The following is a 23,711-nucleotide window of genomic DNA, read 5'->3' as shown; positions in this document are numbered from 1 at the left end:
ACCAATTGTGTGTTTTAACATAAAATTTAACAAATGAGTAAAACACTTGTCTTTGGGGCATCTACTAACCCGGTAAGATACAGTAACCTAGCAATTCGTAGGTTGGTTGACAAAAATATTGAAACAACCGCATTTGGGATACGTGGGGGAACTGTATCAAGTATACAAATTAAAGACAACTTAGTTGATTTTCAAAATATTGATACGGTAACTTTGTATTTAAGCTCAAAAAATCAAAAAGAATACTATCAATCTATTGTGGATTTACGACCAAAACGAGTGATTTTTAACCCTGGTACCGAAAACCCTGAATTCTATCAAATACTTGAAGAAGAAGGTATTGAGGTTGAGGTTGCCTGTACTTTGGTTATGTTGGCTACTGATCAATACTAGGAACGACTTCCTTTTTACGAATCAACCAAAGTCCTATAAAAGTGAGTAAACCATTCAAAGGAAGCAATTCATAGCCTACTTGGTAACCGCCTAAATAATCTGCTGGTATATTGGCCACAAAAATAATGGTGACCACAGAAATTACAGCAACGATCCAAACGTAGCTGTCCTTTATTTTGTGTTTGGTGAAAATTCCAAAGGCAAAAAGTCCCAATAAAGGTCCATAGGTGTATCCTGCAACAGTCAATAGGCTGTCAATCACGTTGCTGCTCAAAATATATTTAAAGGCAATAATCACAATGATTAATAAAATGCTCATAACGATATGAGTTTGTTTCCTTACCTTTTTCTGAGCTTTTTCATCCCTTTTTTGCACATTTAAAAAGTCTACACAGAATGATGTGGTCAAAGAAGTGAGTGCACTGTCAGCACTACTGTAGGCCGCAGCAATCAATCCTAGCATAAAGGTCACAGAAAGTGCAAGGCCAAGTCCGCCATTCAATGCAATTTCAGGGAACAATAAATCTGTTTTTGGCGAACCATCCATTAGTGGCATGCCAATATTGTTTCGTTGTGCAAAAATGTAAAGAAGGGCTCCTAAAAGCATAAACAAAAAGGTAACGCCAACCAATACAAAACTAAACCAGACCATATTCTTTTGCGCATCTTTCAACGATTTACAAGTAAGGTTCTTTTGCATCATATCTTGATCCAAACCTGTCATGCAAATGGTCACGAACATACCGCCGACAAATGATTTTATAAAATAATTTCTCGCCAAGAAATCATCATTCACCAAAAAGGCATTGTAATTTTTAAATTCATCGGAAGCCATAAACTCGCCAAAACTCCAACCCAATTCTTGATTGATCAATACAATGGATAAAATCACGGCCAAAATCATAAATAATGTCTGTAGCGTATCTGTCCAAACAATGGTTTTTATACCACCACGGTTGGTGTAGATCCATATCAGTAAAATGGAAATAACCACAGTAATTTCAAATCGAACCCCTAAATCGTCGAACACAAACTGCTGTAAAACTATGGCTACCAAATACAATCGAAAGGCTGCACCTAACACACGAGAAATGAAAAAGAAAAAGGCTCCCGTTTTATGACTGACCACTCCAAAACGTTCATTCAAGTATTCATAAATCGAAGTCAAATTCAAACGGTAATATAAAGGTAACAACACAAAAGCCACCACAAAATAGCCGAACAAGTAGCCTATAACCACCTGCATATAGGTAAGTTGACTATCACCGACCCAACCTGGTACCGAAATAAAGGTCACGCCCGATAAGGAGGCTCCGACCATACCAAAAGCCACCACGTACCAAGGGGATTGTTTGCCCGCTTTAAAGAAATCGGCGTTCGAATCGTTTTTTCCAGTGAAGTAAGAAATTAATATCAACACCAAGAAATAGGCGCCAATGAGCAATAGAATTTGTGTTGCGGACATATGTCAAATTTGAATTGCAAAATAAGAAAGTAAATTGGTAAAGCTAAAATCGTAATTTTGTAGGAGATTTGATGCTATGGAATTTTCATCGAAACTTTTAGAAAATGCAGTGTACGAAGTGTCCCAATTGCCAGGCATAGGTAAACGGACGGCTTTGCGTTTGGTGCTTCACTTGCTCAAGCAGCCCGAAGAACAAACAGAATTGCTGGCCAATGCCTTGTTGAAGCTTCGAACCGAAGTGAATTTTTGTAAAAATTGTTTCAATATTTCGGATACCGAGCTGTGTGAAATTTGCGCCAACCCCAAAAGGGATGAAACTTTGGTTTGTGTGGTAGAAGATATCCGCGATGTAATGGCCATTGAAAACACCTCACAATACAATGGATTGTACCATGTGTTGGGAGGGAAGATTTCACCCATGGAAGGTGTTGGTCCACAAGATTTGAATATCATTCCCTTGATCAGTAAAGTAAGGGAAGGCCATATAAAAGAGTTGATTTTTGCGTTGAGTTCCACGATGGAAGGGGATACCACTAATTTCTATATTTTTAGGCAGTTGGAAGGAATGAATGTCGCCACTTCTACCATTGCAAGAGGAATTGCTGTGGGTGATGAATTGGAATATGCTGATGAGGTCACTTTGGGAAGAAGTATCTTGAACAGGGTGCCTTTTGAAAATTCCATCAAAGCTAATTAGTGAATAAAAAACAAAATAAAGTCAATTTCTTTAGTATTTTTGTAAAATACAACTCAAAAACACTTTGATAAATACGAATATGTCAAAATTTGAATTGAAATTACCGCAAATGGGAGAGAGTGTTGCCGAAGCAACTTTAACCACCTGGTTAAAAGAAGTAGGGGACACTATTGAAATGGACGAGGCCGTTTTTGAAATTGCCACGGACAAAGTAGATTCCGAAGTGCCCAGTGAAGTGGAAGGCGTCCTTTTGGAAAAGCGCTTTGATGTGGACGATGTGGTAAAGGTAGGTCAAGTAGTTGCCGTTATTCAAGTGGACGGGGATATAGAAACAACTGCTGGTGGAGGAGATACTGTTGAAGTTTCAGAACCAGAACCAGTAGCTGTGGCGGAACTGGAAACCCAAATGGCAGGCGTGAAAGAAGTGGTTTCCGTTGCGACACCAGATTTTTCAAGTTCAGAACGTTTTTATTCCCCATTGGTTAAAAATATTGCCAAGGAAGAGGGGGTTTCCATGGATGAATTGGAAGCCATTGCAGGAACAGGCAAAGAAGGTCGAGTGACCAAAAATGATATCATGGCGTATCTCGAAAGCCGTTCATCCAACGGAAGTCATGCTAAGGTTGAGACACCTGCTGTGCAAGAGGTCAAAACTGAAAAAGTGGAGACGGCTGCTCCCAAAGAAACGCCTCAACCCAAAGCAACTCCAATTAAGCTTGGAGAGGGAGATGAGATTATTCCTTTGAGCCGAATGGGTAAATTAATTGCCCACCACATGATGGAAAGTATCACGACTTCTGCCCATGTGCAAAGTTTTGTGGAGGTGGATGTGACCAATGTGGTGAACTGGCGAAACAAGGTGAAAAACGCTTTCGAAAAACGTGAGGGTGAAAAATTAACCTTCACGCCCATTTTTATGGAAGCGGTGGCACATGCTCTAAAAAAATATCCTTTGATGAACATTTCCTTGGAAGGGGATAATGTAATCAAAAAGAAACATATTAATTTGGGAATGGCAGCAGCCTTGCCCGATGGAAACTTGATTGTTCCCGTAATTAAAAATGCTGACCAATTGAATTTGGTAGGTATGGCAAAAACGGTGAACGATTTGGCCAACAGAGCCCGAAACAACCAATTAAAACCCGACGAAATCAAAGAGGGTACCTATACCGTGACCAACGTAGGTTCGTTTGGCAGTGTTTTTGGAACGCCCATCATCAACCAGCCACAAGTTGGGATCTTGGCCTTGGGAGCTATTCGAAAAATCCCATCCGTTATTGAAACCGATCAAGGAGAGTATATCGGCATCCGAAGCAAAATGTACCTATCCCACAGTTACGACCATAGAGTGGTGAATGGTGCTTTAGGTGGAATGTTCGTGAAAACAGTGGCCGATTATCTCGAAGCTTGGGATGTTAACAGGGAAATCTAGGAAAACGTTCGTAATTCATTTTACTATTCTTAATTTAGGAGCCCAAACTCCTATTTGGAGCTAAAAATCCCACATGCAATTACAACTAACAAAACCAATTTGTTTTTTTGATTTGGAGACCACGGGTACCAATGTGGCAACGGATCGAATCGTGGAAATTTCCATTTTAAAGGTATATCCCAACGGAAATAAGGAAAGCAGAACTTGGTTGGTGAATCCAGAAATGCCCATTCCTGCAGAATCGGAGGCCATTCATGGAATTTCCGATGAGAAAGTGGCGAACGAGCCAACATTTAAACAGCTTTCCAAGGAAATTTATGCCATGATTCGCGATAGCGATTTGGGTGGATTTAATTCCGATAGGTTCGATATTCCACTTTTGGCAGAGGAAATGTTGCGTGCCGATGTGGATTTTGATATGAAAAGCATGGTGTCCGTAGATGTGCAAACCATTTTTCATAAAATGGAAAAACGCACCTTGGAAGCAGCCTATAAATTTTATTGTGACAAGAGTTTGGAAGATGCCCACAGCGCCGAAGCAGATACCTTGGCTACGTATGAGGTGTTATTGGCGCAATTGGATCGTTATCCAGAGTTGGAAAACAATATTAAAAAGCTTTCAGAGTTTACCACACGAAAACAAAGTTTGGACTTTGCAGGTTTTATTGGGATTGATGAAAATGAAAATCCCATTTTTGCTTTTGGAAAGCACAAAGGGAAAACAGTGGACGAGGTGATGGAAAAAGAACCAGGTTATTTTGGTTGGATATTGAATGCCGATTTTCCGCTTTACACCAAAAAAGTGCTTACCCAGATTAAATTGAGTAAACTCAACAACAAGTTTTAACTAGAACAACATAACCCCCGAAATAGTATGAAGCTGATTTGTATAGGTCGCAATTATGTAGACCATATTAATGAGTTAAACAATGAGCGCCCAAGTGAACCTGTGGTGTTCATAAAACCAGACTCTGCCATATTGCCCAAGGAACAGGACTTTTATATCCCTGAATTTTCTAACGATGTGCATTATGAAGTTGAGGTATTGGTGAAAATCAAAAAAGTAGGCAAGCACATTGCCCAAGAATTTGCCCATAAATATTATGATGAAATTGGTTTGGGTATCGATTTCACAGCTAGAGATCTTCAATCCAAATTAAAAGAAAAAGGACTTCCTTGGGAAAAAGCGAAGGGATTCGATGGTGCTGCGGTTGTGGGTAATTGGTTGCCCAAAACGAAGTTTGAAGATTTGAATAATATCAACTTTTCCCTTTCAAAAAATGGAGAAGTGGTACAAGATGGGAATACGTCTTTGATGTTGTGGAAGATAGATGAAATCATTGCGTATGTTTCCACTTATTTCATGTTGAAGAAGGGCGATATTATCTTTACGGGAACCCCTGCTGGTGTTGGTAAAGTAAGCCCAAATGACTACCTTGTAGGTGTGTTGGAAGGAGAGAAGATTTTTGAAATTAATGTACGATAATGATTTACAACCTCGATAAAATCAATGAAATGGCAGAAGGAGATGATGATTTCATCGTTTCCGTAATTTCTGTTTTTTTGGAAGAAGTTCCCGAAGATATGGAAGGACTTGAAAAAGCCATCAACGGGAAAGATTACGAGAATATATATAAGTTGGCCCACAAAATAAAACCCAATGTAGATATCCTTGGAATGGAACAAACACGTGCCATGGCTTTGGATATTGAAACTTTGGGTAAATCGGAAGGGAGTTTAGGTGAAATTGAACAAAAGTTCCCAGAACTGAAAAAAGACATCCTTCAAGTGGTCGCCGAGCTAAAAAAAGACTTTGATTTATAGCATGCAAGCCGAAATCATCACCATTGGGGATGAAATTCTCATTGGGCAGATTATAGACTCCAACTCGGCCTTTATTTCCAAAGCCTTGAATGAAATTGGGGTTGCCGTGTATCAAATTACTTCGGTACAAGATAATCGCGAACATATTCTTCAGGCATTGGAGGAGGCGAATAGCCGATCTTCGGTGGTCATTATTACAGGTGGGCTTGGTCCAACCAAAGATGACATCACCAAAAAAACCCTTTGTCAATTTTTGGATGATGAACTGGTTTCGGATAAAGCTGTTTGGGACCATATTCAAGAGCTGTTTAAAAAGCACATTAAAACTCCGATATCGGACTTAAATAAGGAACAGGCCATGGTGCCCTCAAGGGCTACGGTCTTGCACAATGCTTATGGAACGGCGCCCGGCATGTGGATGAAAAAGGGCAATACAGCCTTTATTTCATTGCCAGGAGTGCCCTACGAGATGAAAAACTTGATGAATGATCTTGTGCTACCTAAAATTGTGGAAGAGTTTGATCGTCCGCATATCGTACATAGAACCGTTCTCACTTATGGAATGGGAGAAAGTGCTCTTGCAGAAAAGCTCGAAGATTGGGAAAATAATTTGCCATCACATATCAAATTGGCCTATTTGCCTAACTTTTCTAGGGTTCGTTTACGACTTTCGTCAACAGGAAAAGATAAACAAGCTCTAGAAGATGATATTGCCTCAGAAATAAAAAAACTATATCAATATATAGGTGATATAATATATGGTGAAGAAGAGGATGGCGAAATCGAGATGCAGATTGGGAATATGTTGGCTCAAAAGAACCTGACTTTGGCTACGGCCGAAAGTTTTACAGGAGGAAGCATAGCTCAAGCGGTAACTTCGGTCCCGGGTGCATCCCAATATTTTAAAGGGGGTGTGGTGTGTTATGCAACCGAGGTAAAGATCAATATGTTGGATGTGCCTGCGGAACTCATTGAAAAGCATTCTGTGGTTAGTGAGGAAGTCGCGATTGCCATGGCTGAAAATGTAAAATCAAAACTAGGTTCTGATTTTGGAATTGCCACAACAGGTAACGCTGGTCCCACGAAAGGAGACTCAGATGCCGATGTTGGAACTGTATATATAGGTATAAGTACGCCAAATGGCACTTATGCCCAAAAATTCAGTATGGGAAGGTCTCGCGAAAGGGTGGTGAGAAAGTCTGTGAACAAGGCTTTTGAGTTATTGTACAAAGAAATTTTAAATTTCTGAAAAAGAATTTTGTACAACCATTAAAAAGATATAAATTTGCAGCCTCAATAAAATCACTCAAAAGTTAGGGAGATGTCTAAAGTTTGTGAAGTTACAGGAAAAAAGGTGATGTTTGGAAATAACGTTTCCTTTTCTATCAATAAGACCAAGAGAAGGTTCGATTCGAACATTTCTAAAAAGAAGTTTTACATCCAAGAAGAAGATCGTTGGGTAACCTTGAACGTTTCTTCAAAAGGATTGAAAATCATCAACAAGAAAGGAATCTCTGCTGTCTTGAAGGAAATCAACTCCAAAAAGTAAGTTGTAAAAGCATTTTAAGTACAATACAATGGCAAAGAAAGGAAATAGGATTCAGGTAATTTTAGAGTGTACAGAACACAAAGAGTCTGGTATGCCAGGTACTTCTAGGTATATTACCACCAAGAACAAGAAAAACACGCCAGATAGGATGGAAATCAAAAAATTCAATCCGATTCTAAAGCGTATGACCGTTCATAAAGAAATTAAGTAATTCGTCTTTTTAAGAAAGGCAGAAAAATATAAGCCATGGCAAAGAAAACAGTAGCAACACTTCAGTCGTCATCCAAAAGATTGACCAAAGCCATCAAAATGGTGAAGTCTCCAAAAACTGGTGCATATACCTTCGTTGAGTCGGTAATGGCCCCAGAAATGGTAAACGACTGGTTGAACAAGAAATAAGGATTTATCCTAGACCATATAGAAAAGCCGCTTTTTAAGCGGCTTTTTTTTATGTCCAATTTTTTGGTTGGAAATACTTGATGCAATTAAAAAACTTCCCAATTGCAACACAAGGAACATATTGTATTAACAAAACTCCCCTTACTTTCCTATCTTTGACCATTAGCAAAGAACACAAGATGAGCTTATTCAAAAATATATTTTCCAAGGAGAAAAAAGAGACCTTGGACAAAGGTCTTGAAAAGTCAAAAAGTAGCTTTTTTGGTAAGTTGGGCAAGGCCGTTGCAGGGAAATCCAAGGTAGATGATGAGGTATTGGATAACTTGGAAGAGGTATTGGTGACTTCCGATGTTGGGGTAAATACGACCTTAAAAATCATTGAACGAATTGAAGAACGTGTCTCCCGTGATAAATATATGGGGACTGATGAGCTTAACGGAATACTTCGGGAAGAGATTGCAGGTTTACTTTCCGAAACAAATTCTGGCGATGCTTCCGAAATCACAGTGCCTACAGACAAAAAACCATACGTGATCATGGTGGTAGGTGTTAATGGAGTGGGTAAGACCACGACCATTGGAAAGTTGGCCCATCAATTCAAGAATAAAGGCTTTAAAGTGGTGTTGGGTGCTGCAGATACGTTCCGTGCGGCGGCCATAGATCAATTGGAAGTTTGGGCCAAGCGCGTGGACGTGCCCATCGTAAAGCAAAAAATGGGAAGCGACCCTGCCTCCGTAGCCTTTGACACTTTGAATTCTGCCGTTGCTGAAAATGCAGATGTGGTGTTGGTAGATACTGCGGGACGTTTGCATAATAAAGTCAACCTAATGAACGAGCTTTCCAAAGTAAAGCGGGTTATGCAAAAGGTTGTGCCTGATGCCCCGCACGAAGTATTGTTGGTGTTGGATGGTTCCACAGGACAAAATGCCTTTGAACAAGCCAAACAATTCACCAAAGCAACCGAAGTAACCAGTTTAGCTGTGACCAAATTGGACGGTACCGCCAAAGGGGGTGTGGTAATCGGAATTTCCGATCAATTCCAAATTCCCGTAAAATACATTGGTGTAGGTGAGGGGATAGAAGACTTGCAAGTGTTCAATAAGTTCGAATTTGTTGATTCGTTTTTTAAACTATAAATAACCTTATGACCAGATTTTTTTTGTGCTCCTTGGCGTTGATAGCTTTTGTTTCCTGTAAACAAAAGGACGTAACACCCAAGGAAGAAGTTACGCTTTGGACACCCTATAACGATTCTTCGGAGGTAGCTGCAAATGCAGAGAACGAAAGCAGAAGAATGCGATACAAGTTCATTCAAAGTAAGGTGTTGGACAAGAATGAGGTGTTTTTGCCTTTGTATGAAGAAGTATCCAAATTCTCCAAAGAGCAGTACGAAAAAATGAAACCTTTGGTGTTGGAGCAGGATATTCCCTCCATTCAAAGCCAAATTGAAGCAGGAACTTTTACCTATGAAGATTTGGTGTTGTTTTATTTGCACCGAATCTACGAATACGAACTGCCTAATAATACTACTTTGAACACGGTAATCGCTTTAAATCCAAATGTATTGGAAGAAGCTAGGGCGTTGGACAAAAACCAAGGAACGAACCATCCTATTTATGGCATGCCGATTTTGTTGAAAGACAATGTGGGAACAGCAGAAATGCACACCACTGCTGGAGCTATTGCTTTAAAGGAAAGTCAAACCGATGATGCCTTTATTGTGGAGCGTTTGAAAGAAAAAGGCGCTTTGATTTTAGGGAAAGTAAACCTAAGTGAATGGGCCAATTTTATTTGTCAAGGCTGCCCCAACGGTCAGAGTGCTGTTGGCGGACAAACCTTGAATCCTTACGGAAGACGCGTTTTTGATACAGGTGGATCCAGCGCAGGAAGCGGAACTTCAACCGCTGCCAACTATGCAGTCGGTGCTGTAGGTACCGAAACTTCGGGCAGTATTTTATCGCCATCAAGTAGCAGTTCCATTGTGGGATTGAAACCGACTATCGGATTGTTGAGTAGAACGGGCATTGTTCCGATTTCAAGTACGTTGGATACACCTGGCCCCATGACCAAAAACGTGACCGATAATGCCATTTTGTTGGATGCCATGTTGGGCAAGGACGAAGCCGATTTTAAATCGGTAGCTCCAGAAACTGATGTTAAAGCGACTTGGGAAAATCCAGCTGAACTAAGTCAAATCCGATTGGGTGTAATGAAGAACCTTTTGGAACGAGATTCGTTATATGCTGCCAATGTGGAAATTTTACGCAATGCAGGAGCCCAAATCATCGAGTTTGAACCCGCAGATGTGCAATTGGATGGATTTACTACCTTATTGAATTTGGATATGAGAGCAGATTTACCTGCTTACATTGAATCACAAGTGAAAAATAAAGATGTGGTAAAAGTGGCATCTGTAGCAGATGTGGTGGAATTCAACAAACAAGATTCTTTGGTTCGAATTCCTTATGGTCAAGGTAGTTTTGATGGAATTTTAGCCGATACAACCACGGCAGAACAATTTGAAATCATCAAGAAAAATTTAATGGCATCGGGGAGAGCATACTTCAAAATTATGGAAGATAAGCAACTGGATGCTGTGTTGAGTATTAATAATTACCATGCAGGTTACGCCGCCGTTGCCGAATATCCTGCACTTACCATTCCGATGGGTTATATGCCTACAGGACAACCCAAGGGGTTGACGTTTATTGGAAAGCCGTTTTCAGAAGTACATTTGTTGAAAATTGGAAAAGCCTTTGAAGATTTGACGCATGCCCGCAAGATTCCAGAGGGGTATAGGGATTAAGTAGGTGGTTAGGGAATTACAAATAGCCATTTTGCAACCAGCTATATTTTATTTAATTGTTGTTTAAATTCTATTACTTCAGAAAGATATATTTCGTTTAAAAACTCATTGTAAATATCATCTCTTTTGTAATGAATAGTTTTTTCAGCTTTTAAAATGGTTTCTTTGGCTTTTTCGATTTGTCCAAGTTTTTGATAGGCTTTTGCCATTCCAAAATAGGCTTCTGGAATATTTTCGGTCTGTTTTAAGGCTCGTTGGTATTCAGTATTGGCTTTTTGGTAATTACCTAGTTTGTATTCGCAATGTCCTAGATATATAAAATTGTGAATGTCAACCCAATCCTCTTTTTGATTCTCTATATTTCGATTAAATAATTCAATAGCTTTTTGATAATTCTTTTTTCCAAAATAGCATTCTCCTCGCAAAAAGTCGATGTCTTCTCCCCAAGGGGCATCAATGAATTTAGGTGTTAAACTGTCAAGACGGTTGAAATCCTCAAGAGCTTTATCATAATCACGCAATTTTCTTAATCTTATCCAACCTCTATATCCTAAATGTAACTTTGGGTCAAGTTCTACAGCTTTGTTTAAAAATTTGAATCCTCTTTCAAAATCTCCAGCTTTATTAAAAGCAACAGAGTATTCCATGTATTCGTCGCTGTCTTCCGATTCAAAATTTTCTATGCGGAGAGATAATTCTTTAGATTTTTCAATCCTATTTTCATTCCAAAAGTAGATGTAGATTCCAAAACCTATTATGAGGACTAAAATGAAACCAATTATAAAGCCAATTATTTTAAAAAATTTCTTCAATTTTCCCGTTTTGAATTTTTAGTCTGATTAGGTTGTACGTTTTGTAATTTTTATCTTTTTTCCAATCATTTAATCCAAGTGCAATTTTCTCTAATTCTAGTGCCAATTGTCCGTTGTTAAATTCAGTCTTTTTATAATTTTTATCAATTTGAAATGTTTGGATGTCACAAAGCTTGCTAGTTTTAGAGATATTCAATCTCATAGTGATAAACCCATTTTTTGGTTCAATTTCGGTTTCGGATTGCTGAATTTTTCCAAAAGTCTTTTTTAACGTAGGGACTTCTCCCGCAATTCTGCTGTTTGTGCCATTCCACCAATAAGCAACAGTTCGATCGTCACAATCATCACTTTTCTGTGAAAAAAAATTAATTGTTAAAAAGATTATGGATGCAAATAGAATTTTTTTCATAATTGGTCGCATACAACTTGTTAATATAAAGACAGGACACATCCTTATAAACCCAATTTGGTTCAAATGTAAATTAAGTAAAAGATAACCTTTTATAGACTTTCAATCTAAACGAATGGAACAAAAGCTTCTAATTGTTGAAATAAGCATTCAATTTTTCCCAAAGTTGGTTGTCAAAACTAGAAGATGCCAATTGACTTTCACCCGCATCATCGCCCAACCGAACAACGACTAAATTCTCACTGGGAACCAAATACAGTTTTTGGTCAAATGCGCCAAGTCCTGCAATCAATTCGCTTGGAGCATTGGGAATTAACTCCCCTTGAAAATTGGCTTCTGAACCTGGAGCTTTAAATCCACTTTTTCCATTCAGCCACCATAAATAACCGTAGGAGGAGTTGAGGTTTTGGGAGGTGTTGGTCATTTCGGTAAAATAACTCTTGTCAGCTAAAACTTCAACAGTGTCCCAAGTGCCTTGGTTCAAACAGAGCAGTCCAAAACGGGCCATGCTTCGGGTATTGCTGAAAAACAGGTTGTTGTACCCCACTTTTATCCAATTGCCCTGCATACCAATTTTGTCCCGTATTTTTTGATAGGAATATTGTTTGAAGTCTGTTGCAGTCGCATTGGTGATGATTTGGTCCAAAATGGTATAAGCGGCATTGTGATAGTACCAATAGGTGCCAGGTTCGTTTTTATATAAAAGGCATTCTTGATCATAACAAAAAGGATCATCCACCGTATAATCCAATCCCGTGGTCATGGTCAAATGATGGCGAATTTTAATATTGGCTTCCTGTTTTGGAGTAAGCATAGACCAACCTTCGCCCAAATAAATTTGGGAGGAATCTTCAATGGATAAGAACCCTTCTGTTTGGGCAATACCAACAGTCATGGCTGTCAAAGTTTTGCCAGCAGAATTCCATGAATGGTTGTCACTGGCTATAAAATCGCCAAAATACCATTCCACCACAATTTTTCCATCTTTCAAAATGATAAAGCCATCAGTGCCTTTTTCGTTCAAGAAATCATAGAGTTCCGATTCAGCTGAAGAATTCCAACTTAAATCCGAAGCAGAAACCGTTTCCCATTCGGAACCACCGATTGGAGGGAAATACAATGCACTTGCTTCTGGTCCTGGGTCAATGTCAGCCACTTCGTTGTCGCTACTACAACTCATAAAAAAGAACAAACTGGCAAAAAATAAGAATGGTAAGTGTTTCATTATGCTGTGTTTTAGCTTTTTGACTCCACTTTGAGCTATAAGTTTAACGATCAGGTATGAAAAATATGCATGCAAATCGACGTAATGCGCTGTGTTGTTGTATTTTTGCACCCCAATTATAGCAGCTATGCGGACAAAATCCTTAAAGAAGAACAAGATCAATGTGGTAACCTTGGGTTGCAGCAAGAATGTCTACGATTCCGAAGTGTTGATGGGGCAATTGCGTGCCAACAACAAAGAGGTGGTACATGAAGAGGAAGGCAATGTTGTGGTCATCAACACCTGTGGATTTATTGCCAATGCTAAAGAGGAAAGCGTCAATACTATTTTGGAGTATGTTCAGAAAAAGGAATCTGGTGATGTGGACAAGGTTTTTGTCACTGGATGTTTGAGTGAGCGCTATAAACCAGATTTGGAAAAGGAGATTCCGAATGTAGACGAATATTTCGGAACCAGCGACTTGCCCAATTTATTGAAAGCACTCGGTGCGGATTATAAGCATGAGTTAATTGGGGAACGTTTGACCACAACTCCAAAAAACTATGCCTATTTAAAAATCGCCGAAGGTTGTGATCGCCCTTGTTCATTTTGTGCCATCCCATTGATGCGCGGAAAACACAAGAGTACACCTATTGAGGATTTGGTGGCAGAAGCTGAAAAATTGGCTGCCAAAGGGGTGAAAGAATTGATCTTGATAGCACAGGACCTTACCTATTATGGTCTTGATCTGTATAAAAAACGAAACTTGGCCGAATTGCTACAAGCATTGGTTAAAGTGGGGGGAATTGAATGGATTCGATTGCACTACGCATTCCCAACAGGATTCCCGATGGATGTGTTGGATGTGATGCGCAATGAGCCTAAAATTTGCAACTATATCGACATTCCGTTGCAGCATATTTCAGATGCCATACTTAAAAGTATGCGTCGTGGAACTACCCAAGCAAAAACCACCAAGTTGTTGCAAGAATTTAGAGCGGCTGTTCCCGAAATGGCCATCCGTACCACTTTAATTGTGGGGTATCCTGGGGAGACCGAAGAAGATTTCCAGATTTTGAAAGATTGGGTAAAAGAAATGCGTTTTGAGCGTTTGGGCTGTTTTACCTATAGTCACGAGGAGAATACCCATGCCTATAATCTCGAAGATGATGTTCCCGAAGAGGTGAAACAAGAACGCGCCAATGCCATTATGGAAATTCAATCACAGATTTCTTGGGAATTGAACCAAGAAAAAATTGGCGAGACGTTCAGTTGTATCATCGATAGAAAAGAGGGCAATCATTTTGTGGGGCGTACCGAGTACGATTCACCTGATGTGGATAATGAGGTTTTGATAGATGCCACAAAACACTATGTGAAGATCGGTGATTTCGTCAACATTAAAATTGTGGATGCCACCGATTACGATTTGTACGGGGAGCCTGCCTAACGGTCTTGTAAAAGATTGATACTTTCTTGTTCTACTGGATTTTCCACCGAGAGCAATGCAGTTTTGATCACTTCGCTCCAAATGGCGTACCCTTTTTTATTCAAGTGTAATCCGTCGGACATGTAGAGTTCGGGTTTGGGTCGGTTGTCCGCTGTGATCATTTGTCCAAACACATTAATAAATTGCGCATTTAATTCCCCGATTACATATTTGGAAAGTAAAAGATTGGTTTCAATGATCAATGGAATCATGGCCTCTCGCTCAATACTTGGTTTTAAACTCACAAAAGCTAAAGGAATTTCAGGGTATTTGTTTTGAATAAGGCCGACCAATTTGTTGCAATCGTTCAAGACCTCTTGAGGCGTTTTTCCTTGATGAAGGTCATTCTCTCCCGCGTAGAGTACAATTTTGCTAGGTGCTGCACCATCAAAAATTTCATCGAAATAATGGATGCACCATGCAAAAGTGGAACCACCAAATCCAAGGTTCATCACATTAAAAGGTTCCAAATCTTTTTTCATGCTTACCCAAAGTCGCACGGAAGAACTACCATAAAAAATAATAAGGTCTTCTTTTTCCTTTAAAGTGGCTACGCGACGCTTTAATCGCTTGATTTCGTTGCGCCAAATTTCTGGCGGTTCTTCCGATATGGTAGAAACTGGAGCCATTAAAAGTTCTTCGGCACGCTTTCGGGCTTGGTCCACGTAATTTTTATAGGACTCTTGGTAGTATCTCACAAACTTAGCAAGCGAATCCATATCCTTGTTGGGCAGGGTTTCGCTCAATTTAAAAGGCGGAAGTATTTTGCAATACAATGGTCCATCGGATATTCTTTTATCAAAATTCGCCAATACCAACGGAACAATATAGGGCTCAGGTTCTGCCGTAATGGCCAATTTAAACACGCCCATTTTAAATGGCCCTGGAGATTCTTCGGTAGAATACGAAGTGCCCTCTGGACTTATGACCAAATTCTGCCCACTTTTTAAACAGTCAGAGGCCGTTTTATAAAATATACTTCGGGTCTCTTTTTTACTTTGTTTGTCAACCGTTTCCGATTCTTTGGTGTACACATTAATGTATCCCAATTTATTGTAATAATTCTGATGACCGTATTCCTGACCACGACCTATTCGAACCGTTCGAATACCTGGGGAACCGTATTTATCATTCAAAATCTTGGCGCTGATAAAGTGGGAGTCCAAGGTAATTTGAAATTTATTGTTCAGCGTATAATAGGAATGGTTGTATAGGTGATTGTATATAAATATACATCCGCTCTTATCGGGCAGGTTTTCCCAACCTTCAATGTGATATGGAGTATGGTCGAAAACTTCACTGGTAGCATTGGCACAGGCCTTTCGGATGGCTTCGGGGTCTTTGCTGTGTTTCTCGGCAACGGTTTCATAAATATGTTGAAGTCCTTTCGCAAACTTTAGCTCTTGCATGTCCTCTTGAAGGAGCTCCAAACTTAAGGAGGCAATATGTCGTTCCAAATGCGAGCCTTTGCTGATCAAATCAGAAAGAGCATCGTAGGCCAATTGTTTGGTGTTGGTGTTGGAAAGTAAATGGGCAACCTGATGCAGGGGGGATGAAAGTGCTAATCGGGATTTATTGTTCTCTATCAATTGAAAAACCGCTTGCAAATTGTGTTTTCCTAAAAGTCCGACGTAGCGCACAAAAGCTGCATTGATTTGATTGCCCATTAACCATAGCAACCGCATAAAAAAGCTTTGGGCAAATAGTTTGTCCTTATGTAAAAGGGACAATAAATCTTTTTGATGGATGAAATAGAGGGATGTTTTCTGGGTGGTGACAGCAGAGCAAATATCTTTTTCGCCCAAAGTGCACGACCAACCAAAGATAAATCCAGGATTGTTGATGGCCCTTTGGTGGATTTCAATATTACCCTCTATGCGTTTGATATCCACTTCACCGTGGATGAGAATAAACAAGCCATTGGTCAATCGATCTTGAATGTATAGGACTTCGTCGGGTTCGTATTCCCTTCGTTCCGCAATGGCAGCAATTTGGGATAAATGCTTTTCCTCAAAATGATCTAAAAACGGAGAACGACGCATCAAGGATACCACTTCCGATTTTTCGGCTTCTGGGCTCACAAAAAATTCACGGTCTTTACGCAATGGTTTGTATCTGGCGGCTTGCAGCAGATCCGTTTGCTTTAATAAGGCATGGCGTAGCTGGTGATAAAGGGAGCTGGAAATTTTGCTTAAAACATCATTTTCAACATCAGCATGTAAAAAGTCCAAAACATCTTCAATGGGCGCTTCAAAAAAGAGGGCCTCATCCGAAGCAACCACAATTTTATAGGTATAGCGTTTCCGTTCGTTGAGCCCATTTAGACCCAAAGTGCTCATGGGCTCCGAAATTTGACAGACCAGTACTTCGTTTTCTGGTGCTTCCATGGCAGTGAAATAGTCGAAAGTACCCTGCAAAAGCCATCTGAAGGTTTGGACTTTGGAGTGGATATTGCAAATTACATGACCTTTATGGTATGTGCTAACGACACCGTTGGGGAAACGTTGCTGAAGGTATTCGATGTCTAGTTCAATCTGCCTCACTGGCCTTGATAAAAGTATGGTTTGGTATGGCGAACATCATAAAAAAAAAGCGAGTACCGAAAGTCTTAAGAAATAAAAATCATATTCAAAAAAAGACTACTGGGCGGTCGAGAATTTGGTAAAATTTGGTGTGCTCCTTGGTAAATCCCTAATTTCAAAAGAGGAGGAATTGCTTATTTAAGTCTTTGATGTGGTGCTTCTTATTTCGTAGGAATAAACTGAATACATGACATTGGTCATGGTTTCCGAATGTGCCTTTTGATACTTTTAATCTGAATTTTAAGAACTCTTGACCTTTGTTTGTTTCACGGATTATTGTCGTGCTGCAAAAGGGGTATTGGAATACAACAAATAATCTGCAATTATGGAACAAAATCTAAAAAAGTTAAACATAAGTGTTACCCTGCTCCGTATTCTTATTGGGTGGCATTTTTTATTTGAGGGCGTTGTGAAAATGTACAACCCCGACTGGACCTCTTTTGGGTACCTCGCTACGGCACAGGGTCCATTTGATTGGTTCTTCACCTTTTTACTGGGCAATGTAAACATAGGTCTCGTAAATACCTTGAACATTGTGGCCCTTATGGTGGTGGGAATCACCTTTACCTTGGGCATTTTCGAACGCTTGGGTGCCATTGTTGGTATTGGCCTATTGGCACTTTACTTTATGGCGCACCCGCCTTTTCCAGGGTTGACCCAAATGAATGTGGAAGGAAGTTACTGGCTGGTCAATAAAAACTTGATTGAGCTTGTTGCCTGTCTTGTGATCTATCAATTACCCACTGGAAGGTATTTTGGACTCGACTACTTAAGAAAAAATAAACTCAAAATTCAAGAAACATGAAGTGGACAAGAAGAGACCTTTTAATAGGATTGGGCGGACTTCCTATACTTGGGGCAGTTTGGTGGGCCGGAGCCGCAAAGGTTACCGGGTCCAGAAGTAGTCGTGATGAAATATTGGAACAACTTAATATTACACCTTCTTTGCCTCTGGCAGTTCCTGGGATTGGTGGAGAACCGGTAAGAATTGGGGTGATCGGTTTTGGTATTCGTGGTGAACAATTGACCCGTGCTTTGGGTTACGCTACACCACAATGGATGGAAGAGCAGCGTTTGGCCAATTTGGAAAACCCAGATCATAAAGCTTTGGAAGATTTTAAACGTCAAGAAAAGCTGAATGTGAAGTTGGTCGGTATCTGTGATGTTTTTGATGTGAGGGCAGAGAACTTTATCAATTCATTTTCCACAGAAGATAATAAGATCAAAAGATACCTTACCCATCAAGAAATGATTCAAAGTGGGGATGTGGATGCCGTTGTGATTGCAACGCCTGATCATTGGCACGCGCCAATGTCCATAGAAGCTTTAAACAATGGGGTGCATGTATATGTGGAAAAACCCATGACACACACCGTGAGTGAAACCTATTTATTGCGCGAAGCTGCTGCAAAATCGAATGCAGTATTTGCGGTAGGGCACCAGCACAGACAAACCTTAAGTTTTAGTACGGCTAGGGATATTGTGGAAAAAGGAACCCTGGGTCATGTGTCGCTTATCCAAACCAATACCAACCGAAACGATGATAATGGTGCTTGGAACTACGATATTCATGAAAAAGCAAGTCCTGAAACCATTGATTGGGAGCAATTTTTAGGTTCAGCACCAAAGGTGCCGTTCAATAAAAACCACTTTTTTAGATGGCGTAAATGGTGGGCCTATGGCTCTGGACTTTCTGGAGATTTGTTGACCCATGATTACGATAGATTGAATTGTGTGCTCAACATGGGAATTCCATCCTCGGTAAGTGCATCAGGTGGCGTGTATACCCACAACGATGGTAGAAATGTGCCCGATGTGATTCAGGTAAATATGGAATTTCCGAATTTCAGCACAGGCAGTAGTCAAACCAATGGCAAAGAAAAAGGGATGACTTTTTGCTATAGTGCTACCTTGGGCAACGGGTTTAACCGACCTACCATTATAATGGGACACGATGCCACTATGGAACTCGGTAATCGATTGACCGTGTGGCCCGATGGTGCATCAACCCGCTATGCGGATATGTTGGAAGCTGAAAAAATGAGACCCAATGTGCCCATTTATCAATACGATCCAGCGGCGAGCTCTACAGATGCAGTGTCTTCAGCAACATCACAATATTTTGCCGATAAAGGTTTGATGTGGACGTACATCGATGGAGTTCGGGTAGATTCAACCTTTTTACACATGCGTGAATGGTTGAGCGTCATTAAAAACGGTGGAAAAGTTAGTTGTGGAATCAATGAAGGTTTTGATGAAGCCATTTCGGCCCACATGGCAGGCTTGTCATGGAAATTGGGTCGAAGAATAGAATGGGATGCTGCAAGTGAACAACTTGTACCCGTTGAAGGAGTAGATTTTGACCAAGTCCTCTTGGCCAATGAAAATTGGAATGAACAACCAGAAATGGTTGGTTGAGGTTTCTTGATTTATATGGACCATAGGTCCGGAAAGTGGGATGTTACCTAGGGTTGGTTTCCAGAGGTAATGTCCCATTTTTTATGGGCTATATATTTCCAGTGTAGACCTGTCCGCGATGAGGTTTTAATATTTCCCTTATTTCTTTCAGTTCGAATTCGGCCACTACTAAATAGGCGATGCTGTGTGTTGGGCCAAAATGTTCCACACCGGATAAGTCAAATTTCAATTCTTCAATGACCACAAATTCTTCCAAATGTATCTTGTAGTGTTCTGCCGTTTTAGCTGCCCCAGGACCTCTAAAGTCCCAAATGATTTTAATTTTTCTGTCCAATACCTTTTCCATGCTTTATGAATTGATTACGGAAATTCCATCCTCCGCGAAGGCCTTAAAATCCTCCATATATTTCAAACTCTGTTTTTTGAATGCACCGGGCATCAAAAATCCCATTAATTTCATTCCAAAACCCGAAAACTCAAATTCCGATTCGGAAATCCAACGGGTCTTTCCATCCTCATCCTTAAAATAGTTTTTCTGAATGTTCTGCACACCTTTAGTGTCATAGCTAGAATGCATTTCGTTGGGCAAGTTACTCTTAAAAATAGTTTCCACCATGGTAATTTCTCGACTGCCCATTTTGTATTGTAACTTTAGTTGTGCACCCTCTTGCCCAGGGTTTTTGGAAAGTATCTCATAAGAAATCAACCCGCGTTGCCAATGTTTAAAATTTTCAGGGTCCCCCATTTTTTTTACGAATTCTTCCCTGGGAACATCAACAACAATTTCTGTGGAATACTTCATTGGTTTGGGTTTGGCACTAATGTAACAATTTCTACGCAGCTACTTTCGATAAAAAATCTGTTAATGAAATTGAAACCTTCTTGTTGGGGAATTTCTAATTGTTATTTTTGCGAAATGCTTAAGCTCCAAAAAAATAGCCTGACTTTTCTCTTTGCGCTAAGTGGCTTGTTACTTTCCTCCTGTGGGGAGTTTTTCAATAAAGAGGAAGAGGGCCAACCAGTGGCCAGGGTCGGGGAAAAATACCTCTATAAAGAGGATATAGCACGATTGGTGCAGGATGACATGTCGGCTCAAGACAGTACCTTGTTCATTACCAACTATATCAACAATTGGGCGTCAAAACAATTGTTGTTATCCAAATCCAAAATCAATTTACCAGAGGAAAAACTGGCCGAGTTCGATCGATTGGTTTCCGATTATCGGGCCGATTTGTACACTAGAGCCTATATAGAAGCCCTTGTAATGCAAGCGCAAGACACTGCTGTGACCAAAAGCCAACTTCGTGATTTTTATGAACGCGAAATGGAAAACTTTAAGTTAAGTGAAAAGTTGGTGCAATTGCGATTTGTGGGCATGTCCAATCAATTTTTGGATTTAGAAGGGGTGAAGGATAAAATCAGGGATTGGAACGATTCCGATAAAACCTATTTGGACTCCATTGCGGTACAGTTCAAAAAAATACATTTCAACGATTCAATTTGGGTGAGTGCCTCAAGGGTAATTGAAGAGATTCCTCCATTGACCACCTTAAATGAAGAAGCGAACTTAAAAAAATCACAATTTTTTGAGTTGCAAGACTCCTTAGAGGTATATTTGGGCATGGTGACCAATGTGTTGGAAGTCAACGATACAGCACCTTTTGAATATGTAGAGCCAGATATCAAGCAATTAATATTGAACCGTAGACGATTGAACTACGTTAAAAAATTGGAAACCGAAATAATAGATGAAGCTATTAAGAAGAAAGAATTTGAGGTTTATGAAAATAACAACTAACGGATTTTTAGTCCTTGCATTTATGGGATTGGCCCTGACCGCCCAAGCACAAGAAACAGATGAGGCCTTGGCGTCCAAAGACACAACTGCCAGTGCAAACAGAGTAAAATTGGATGGTATCGCCGCCGTAATTGGGGACTACGTGATTTTGGAATCCGATATTGATAAGACCTTGATCGATTTGCAAAACCAGGGAGCATCTACTGAAGATGTTACCCGTTGCGGATTGTTGGGCAAGTTGATGGAAGATCGATTATATGCCCACCAAGCAGTACAGGATAGTTTGTTGGTAAGTGATGATCAAGTGAACGCACAAAGTGATGCACAGATTCAGCAGTTATCCCAACAAATTGGTAGTGTGGAAAAAATGCTACGCTATTACAAAAAGCCCGATATGGAAAGCTTCCGTGAAGAGCTTTTTGAGATCAATAAACTGCGTATGCTTTCTGAACAAATGCAGAGCAAAATTGTAAAAGAAATTGAGGTGACTCCTGAAGAAGTGCGTCAGTTCTTTTATAGAATCCCAGAGGATGAAAGACCTGTTTTTGGTGCGGAGTTGGAAATCGCCCAAATCGTAAAACAACCAGAAGCACCTGAAGAGGAAAAGCAAAAAGTGATTAATACTTTAAAGGAGATTAGACAGGATGTTGTTGAGAATGATGGAAATTTCCGTGTAAAGGCGATTCTGCATTCCCAAGATCCAGCTTCAAGACCAAACGGTGGTTTTTATAGCATTACAAAGGAAACTGGTTTTGTAAAGGAATTTAAAGATGTTGCTTTCAGTTTAAGAGAAGGCGAGGTTTCGGAACCTTTTGAAACCATTTTTGGATACCACATTATTTTTGTGGAAAAAATCAGAGGGCAGGAAAGAGATATTCGTCACATTTTAATGATTCCTGAAATTCCTCAAAGTGCCATTGATAAGGCGATGGCCGAATTGGATAGTATTCGTCAGCAAGTATTGGATGGAAAATACACATTTGCTGATGCGGCATTGAACTTTTCCGATGAAAAAGAAACAAAGTTTGATGGTGGATTATTGAGAAATCCTGTAAACTTCGATTCTCGTTTTGAATTGACCAAGATGGACCCATCCCTGTACAATCAAGTACGAAATTTAAAGGATGAGGAAATTTCCCGACCAATTCGCGAAGATGATCCAAGAGGTGGAGCTCCAAAGTTGAAAATCATGAAAATCTCCAATCGTTATGACGAGCACAAGGCAGATTTTGCAAAAGATTACCTTAAAATCCAAGAATTGGCCTTGCGTGAAAAGCAATTTAAGGCCATCAAAGAATGGATGAATGAGCATATCGAGGACACCTATATTCATGTGAACGAGTATAACAGAAGTTGCGATTTTGCAAACAACTGGGTAAAAGAATAATTGCATGTCGGACGTAACAGCTGTTGAAAATCTAGTAAAAAAACACCAAGAACTTAAAAAGGAAATTGCCAAGGTCATTGTAGGCCAAGAACAGGTGATTGAACAAATTCTACTGTCCATTTATACAGGTGGACACTCCCTTTTAATTGGTGTTCCTGGTTTGGCAAAGACCTTAATGGTCAACACAATTGCACAAACCTTAGGGCTAGATTTTAAACGCATTCAGTTTACACCCGATTTAATGCCCAGTGATATTTTAGGAAGTGAGGTTTTGGACAAAGACCGCAACTTCAAATTTATCATGGGACCTGTTTTTGGTAATATCATTCTTGCCGATGAGATTAACCGAACACCTCCCAAAACGCAGGCAGCCCTCTTGGAGGCTATGCAAGAAAGAGCAGTGACCATAGCTGGAAAACAGCACAAACTCAACAAGCCATACTTTGTATTGGCTACTCAAAACCCAATTGAGCAGGAAGGAACCTATCCGCTTCCAGAAGCGCAATTGGATAGGTTTATGTTTGCGATTGAGTTAAAATACCCATCTATCGCGGAAGAAATTCAAGTTGTGAAATCCACCACCACCGATGATGAGGTGAAGATCAATACCTTGTTCAATGCAGAGGAGATTATCGAAGTACAACATTTGGTACGTAGAATTCCTGTTGCGGACAATGTTGTCGACTATACGGTTAGATTGGTTCACAGTACCAGACCGGGTATGGAGGGTTCTTCAGATTACGTAAATAATTATGTTGATTGGGGAGCAGGCCCACGGGCTTCTCAAAATTTGGTATTGGCCGCCAAGGCACATGCAGCCATTCATGGTAAGTTCTCTCCCGACATCGAGGATGTAAAAGCAGTGGCTGTTGGCATACTTCGCCATCGAATCCTAAAAAACTACAAAGCAGAAGCCGAAGGTATCTCAGAAGAAACCCTAATTTCCCATTTGTTATAGATATCAAACTTTTGCCAATTATTTAGGTTGATTCTAATTCCAAAATACTTAGCATTTTAGTAAATTTACCGAATTACTAAAATCTTAAA

General features: G+C 40.0%; 25 protein-coding genes. 18 read left to right on the top strand and 7 right to left on the bottom strand.

Going from position 1 to position 23,711, the window contains the following annotated elements; all coding sequences use genetic code 11:
• The first annotated feature begins 33 nt into the window (after nucleotides 1-33).
• Nucleotides 34-393: a CoA-binding protein gene (locus BLQ18_RS16705; RefSeq protein ID WP_090299584.1), complete on the top strand. Its 360-nt coding sequence runs from the start codon at nucleotides 34-36 to the stop codon at nucleotides 391-393.
• Here the strand turns inward: BLQ18_RS16705 and BLQ18_RS16700 are convergent.
• Nucleotides 377-1,858 (bottom strand): sodium:solute symporter, encoded by a 1,482-nt coding sequence (locus tag BLQ18_RS16700; protein WP_090299581.1) that lies wholly within the window; start codon nucleotides 1,856-1,858, stop codon nucleotides 377-379. The two genes, BLQ18_RS16705 and BLQ18_RS16700, sit on opposite strands and share 17 nt — an antisense overlap.
• A gap of 76 nt (nucleotides 1,859-1,934) precedes the next feature.
• Here BLQ18_RS16700 and recR point away from each other — a divergent pair, with 76 nt between their 5' ends.
• The 11 genes from recR (at nucleotide 1,935) to BLQ18_RS16645 (ending at nucleotide 10,565) form a co-directional block, all read left to right on the top strand.
• Nucleotides 1,935-2,555: a recombination mediator RecR gene (gene recR / locus BLQ18_RS16695; protein WP_090299578.1), complete on the top strand. Its 621-nt coding sequence runs from the start codon at nucleotides 1,935-1,937 to the stop codon at nucleotides 2,553-2,555.
• Nucleotides 2,556-2,634: 79 nt separating this feature from the next.
• A complete protein-coding gene (locus tag BLQ18_RS16690; protein WP_090299573.1) occupies nucleotides 2,635-3,987 on the top strand; it encodes a dihydrolipoamide acetyltransferase family protein in 1,353 nt (450 codons plus the stop codon).
• A gap of 73 nt (nucleotides 3,988-4,060) precedes the next feature.
• Nucleotides 4,061-4,834: a 3'-5' exonuclease gene (locus BLQ18_RS16685; protein ID WP_090299571.1), complete on the top strand. Its 774-nt coding sequence runs from the start codon at nucleotides 4,061-4,063 to the stop codon at nucleotides 4,832-4,834.
• Between the two features lie 27 nt (nucleotides 4,835-4,861).
• A complete protein-coding gene (locus BLQ18_RS16680) occupies nucleotides 4,862-5,473 on the top strand; it encodes a fumarylacetoacetate hydrolase family protein (protein ID WP_090299568.1) in 612 nt (203 codons plus the stop codon).
• Entirely contained in the window at nucleotides 5,473-5,811 is a 339-nt protein-coding gene (locus tag BLQ18_RS16675) for an Hpt domain-containing protein (RefSeq protein ID WP_090299565.1), read from the top strand. The genes BLQ18_RS16680 and BLQ18_RS16675 overlap by 1 nt, the downstream gene beginning before the upstream one ends.
• 1 nt (nucleotide 5,812) lies before the next feature.
• Nucleotides 5,813-7,060, top strand: coding sequence for a competence/damage-inducible protein A (locus BLQ18_RS16670; RefSeq protein ID WP_090299562.1), 1,248 nt, complete (start codon nucleotides 5,813-5,815; stop codon nucleotides 7,058-7,060).
• 72 nt (nucleotides 7,061-7,132) lie between these two features.
• On the top strand, nucleotides 7,133-7,360 hold the full coding sequence (gene rpmB / locus BLQ18_RS16665) for a 50S ribosomal protein L28 (RefSeq protein ID WP_090299560.1): 228 nt from the start codon (nucleotides 7,133-7,135) through the stop codon (nucleotides 7,358-7,360).
• Between the two features lie 28 nt (nucleotides 7,361-7,388).
• Complete coding sequence (rpmG, locus tag BLQ18_RS16660) at nucleotides 7,389-7,571, top strand: 50S ribosomal protein L33 (RefSeq protein WP_031444791.1); 183 nt, start codon at nucleotides 7,389-7,391, stop codon at nucleotides 7,569-7,571.
• Between the two features lie 35 nt (nucleotides 7,572-7,606).
• Nucleotides 7,607-7,759 (top strand): DUF4295 domain-containing protein, encoded by a 153-nt coding sequence (locus BLQ18_RS16655; protein ID WP_090299557.1) that lies wholly within the window; start codon nucleotides 7,607-7,609, stop codon nucleotides 7,757-7,759.
• A 179-nt stretch (nucleotides 7,760-7,938) separates the two neighbouring features.
• Nucleotides 7,939-8,895 (top strand): signal recognition particle-docking protein FtsY, encoded by a 957-nt coding sequence (ftsY, locus tag BLQ18_RS16650; protein ID WP_090299682.1) that lies wholly within the window; start codon nucleotides 7,939-7,941, stop codon nucleotides 8,893-8,895.
• Nucleotides 8,896-8,903: 8 nt separating this feature from the next.
• The gene (locus BLQ18_RS16645) at nucleotides 8,904-10,565 is read left to right on the top strand and encodes an amidase family protein (RefSeq protein WP_090299552.1); all 1,662 of its coding nucleotides are present in this window, start codon (nucleotides 8,904-8,906) and stop codon (nucleotides 10,563-10,565) included.
• Nucleotides 10,566-10,606: 41 nt separating this feature from the next.
• Here BLQ18_RS16645 and BLQ18_RS16640 read toward each other — a convergent pair whose 3' ends face one another.
• The 3 genes from BLQ18_RS16640 to BLQ18_RS16630 form a co-directional block, all read right to left on the bottom strand.
• The gene (locus BLQ18_RS16640) at nucleotides 10,607-11,377 is read right to left on the bottom strand and encodes a tetratricopeptide repeat protein (protein WP_090299549.1); all 771 of its coding nucleotides are present in this window, start codon (nucleotides 11,375-11,377) and stop codon (nucleotides 10,607-10,609) included.
• Complete coding sequence (locus BLQ18_RS16635) at nucleotides 11,361-11,786, bottom strand: hypothetical protein (protein WP_090299546.1); 426 nt, start codon at nucleotides 11,784-11,786, stop codon at nucleotides 11,361-11,363. The genes BLQ18_RS16640 and BLQ18_RS16635 overlap by 17 nt, the downstream gene beginning before the upstream one ends.
• Before the next feature lie 130 nt (nucleotides 11,787-11,916).
• The gene (locus BLQ18_RS16630; RefSeq protein WP_090299679.1) at nucleotides 11,917-13,011 is read right to left on the bottom strand and encodes a serine hydrolase domain-containing protein; all 1,095 of its coding nucleotides are present in this window, start codon (nucleotides 13,009-13,011) and stop codon (nucleotides 11,917-11,919) included.
• 127 nt (nucleotides 13,012-13,138) lie between these two features.
• On the opposite strand from BLQ18_RS16630, the gene rimO reads away from it, so the two are divergent.
• On the top strand, nucleotides 13,139-14,440 hold the full coding sequence (gene rimO, locus BLQ18_RS16625; RefSeq protein ID WP_090299542.1) for a 30S ribosomal protein S12 methylthiotransferase RimO: 1,302 nt from the start codon (nucleotides 13,139-13,141) through the stop codon (nucleotides 14,438-14,440).
• On the opposite strand, the gene BLQ18_RS16620 is transcribed toward rimO, so the two are convergent.
• Nucleotides 14,437-16,896: a GDSL-type esterase/lipase family protein gene (locus tag BLQ18_RS16620; protein ID WP_245668176.1), complete on the bottom strand. Its 2,460-nt coding sequence runs from the start codon at nucleotides 16,894-16,896 to the stop codon at nucleotides 14,437-14,439. The two genes, rimO and BLQ18_RS16620, sit on opposite strands and share 4 nt — an antisense overlap.
• Nucleotides 16,897-17,386: 490 nt before the next feature.
• Between BLQ18_RS16620 and BLQ18_RS16615 the strand changes: the two genes are divergently transcribed.
• The gene (locus tag BLQ18_RS16615) at nucleotides 17,387-17,866 is read left to right on the top strand and encodes a DoxX family protein (protein WP_090299535.1); all 480 of its coding nucleotides are present in this window, start codon (nucleotides 17,387-17,389) and stop codon (nucleotides 17,864-17,866) included.
• Nucleotides 17,863-19,479, top strand: coding sequence for a Gfo/Idh/MocA family protein (locus BLQ18_RS16610; protein WP_090299532.1), 1,617 nt, complete (start codon nucleotides 17,863-17,865; stop codon nucleotides 19,477-19,479). Before BLQ18_RS16615 ends, BLQ18_RS16610 begins: the two co-directional genes overlap by 4 nt.
• An 88-nt stretch (nucleotides 19,480-19,567) precedes the next feature.
• Here BLQ18_RS16610 and BLQ18_RS16605 read toward each other — a convergent pair whose 3' ends face one another.
• Together BLQ18_RS16605 and BLQ18_RS16600 are read right to left on the bottom strand one after the other, a co-directional pair.
• Complete coding sequence (locus tag BLQ18_RS16605) at nucleotides 19,568-19,825, bottom strand: hypothetical protein (protein WP_090299529.1); 258 nt, start codon at nucleotides 19,823-19,825, stop codon at nucleotides 19,568-19,570.
• A gap of 3 nt (nucleotides 19,826-19,828) precedes the next feature.
• Entirely contained in the window at nucleotides 19,829-20,281 is a 453-nt protein-coding gene (locus tag BLQ18_RS16600) for an SRPBCC family protein (RefSeq protein WP_090299526.1), read from the bottom strand.
• A gap of 114 nt (nucleotides 20,282-20,395) precedes the next feature.
• On the opposite strand from BLQ18_RS16600, the gene BLQ18_RS16595 reads away from it, so the two are divergent.
• From BLQ18_RS16595 to BLQ18_RS16585, 3 genes are read left to right on the top strand one after another with little or no spacing between them, the layout of a single operon-like run.
• Nucleotides 20,396-21,277 carry a peptidyl-prolyl cis-trans isomerase gene (locus BLQ18_RS16595; protein ID WP_245668175.1) on the top strand — a complete coding sequence of 294 codons (882 nt, stop codon included), beginning with the start codon at nucleotides 20,396-20,398 and terminating at the stop codon, nucleotides 21,275-21,277.
• Nucleotides 21,261-22,664, top strand: coding sequence for a peptidylprolyl isomerase (locus tag BLQ18_RS16590; protein WP_090299519.1), 1,404 nt, complete (start codon nucleotides 21,261-21,263; stop codon nucleotides 22,662-22,664). The genes BLQ18_RS16595 and BLQ18_RS16590 overlap by 17 nt, the downstream gene beginning before the upstream one ends.
• A 4-nt stretch (nucleotides 22,665-22,668) precedes the next feature.
• Complete coding sequence (locus BLQ18_RS16585; RefSeq protein ID WP_090299516.1) at nucleotides 22,669-23,622, top strand: AAA family ATPase; 954 nt, start codon at nucleotides 22,669-22,671, stop codon at nucleotides 23,620-23,622.
• Nucleotides 23,623-23,711: the final 89 nt, after the last annotated feature.

The sequence above is a fragment of the Flagellimonas zhangzhouensis genome (assembly GCF_900102925.1).
Classification (GTDB): Bacteria; Bacteroidota; Bacteroidia; order Flavobacteriales; family Flavobacteriaceae; genus Flagellimonas; species Flagellimonas zhangzhouensis.
This window is presented reverse-complemented; position numbering and strand designations above follow the sequence as displayed.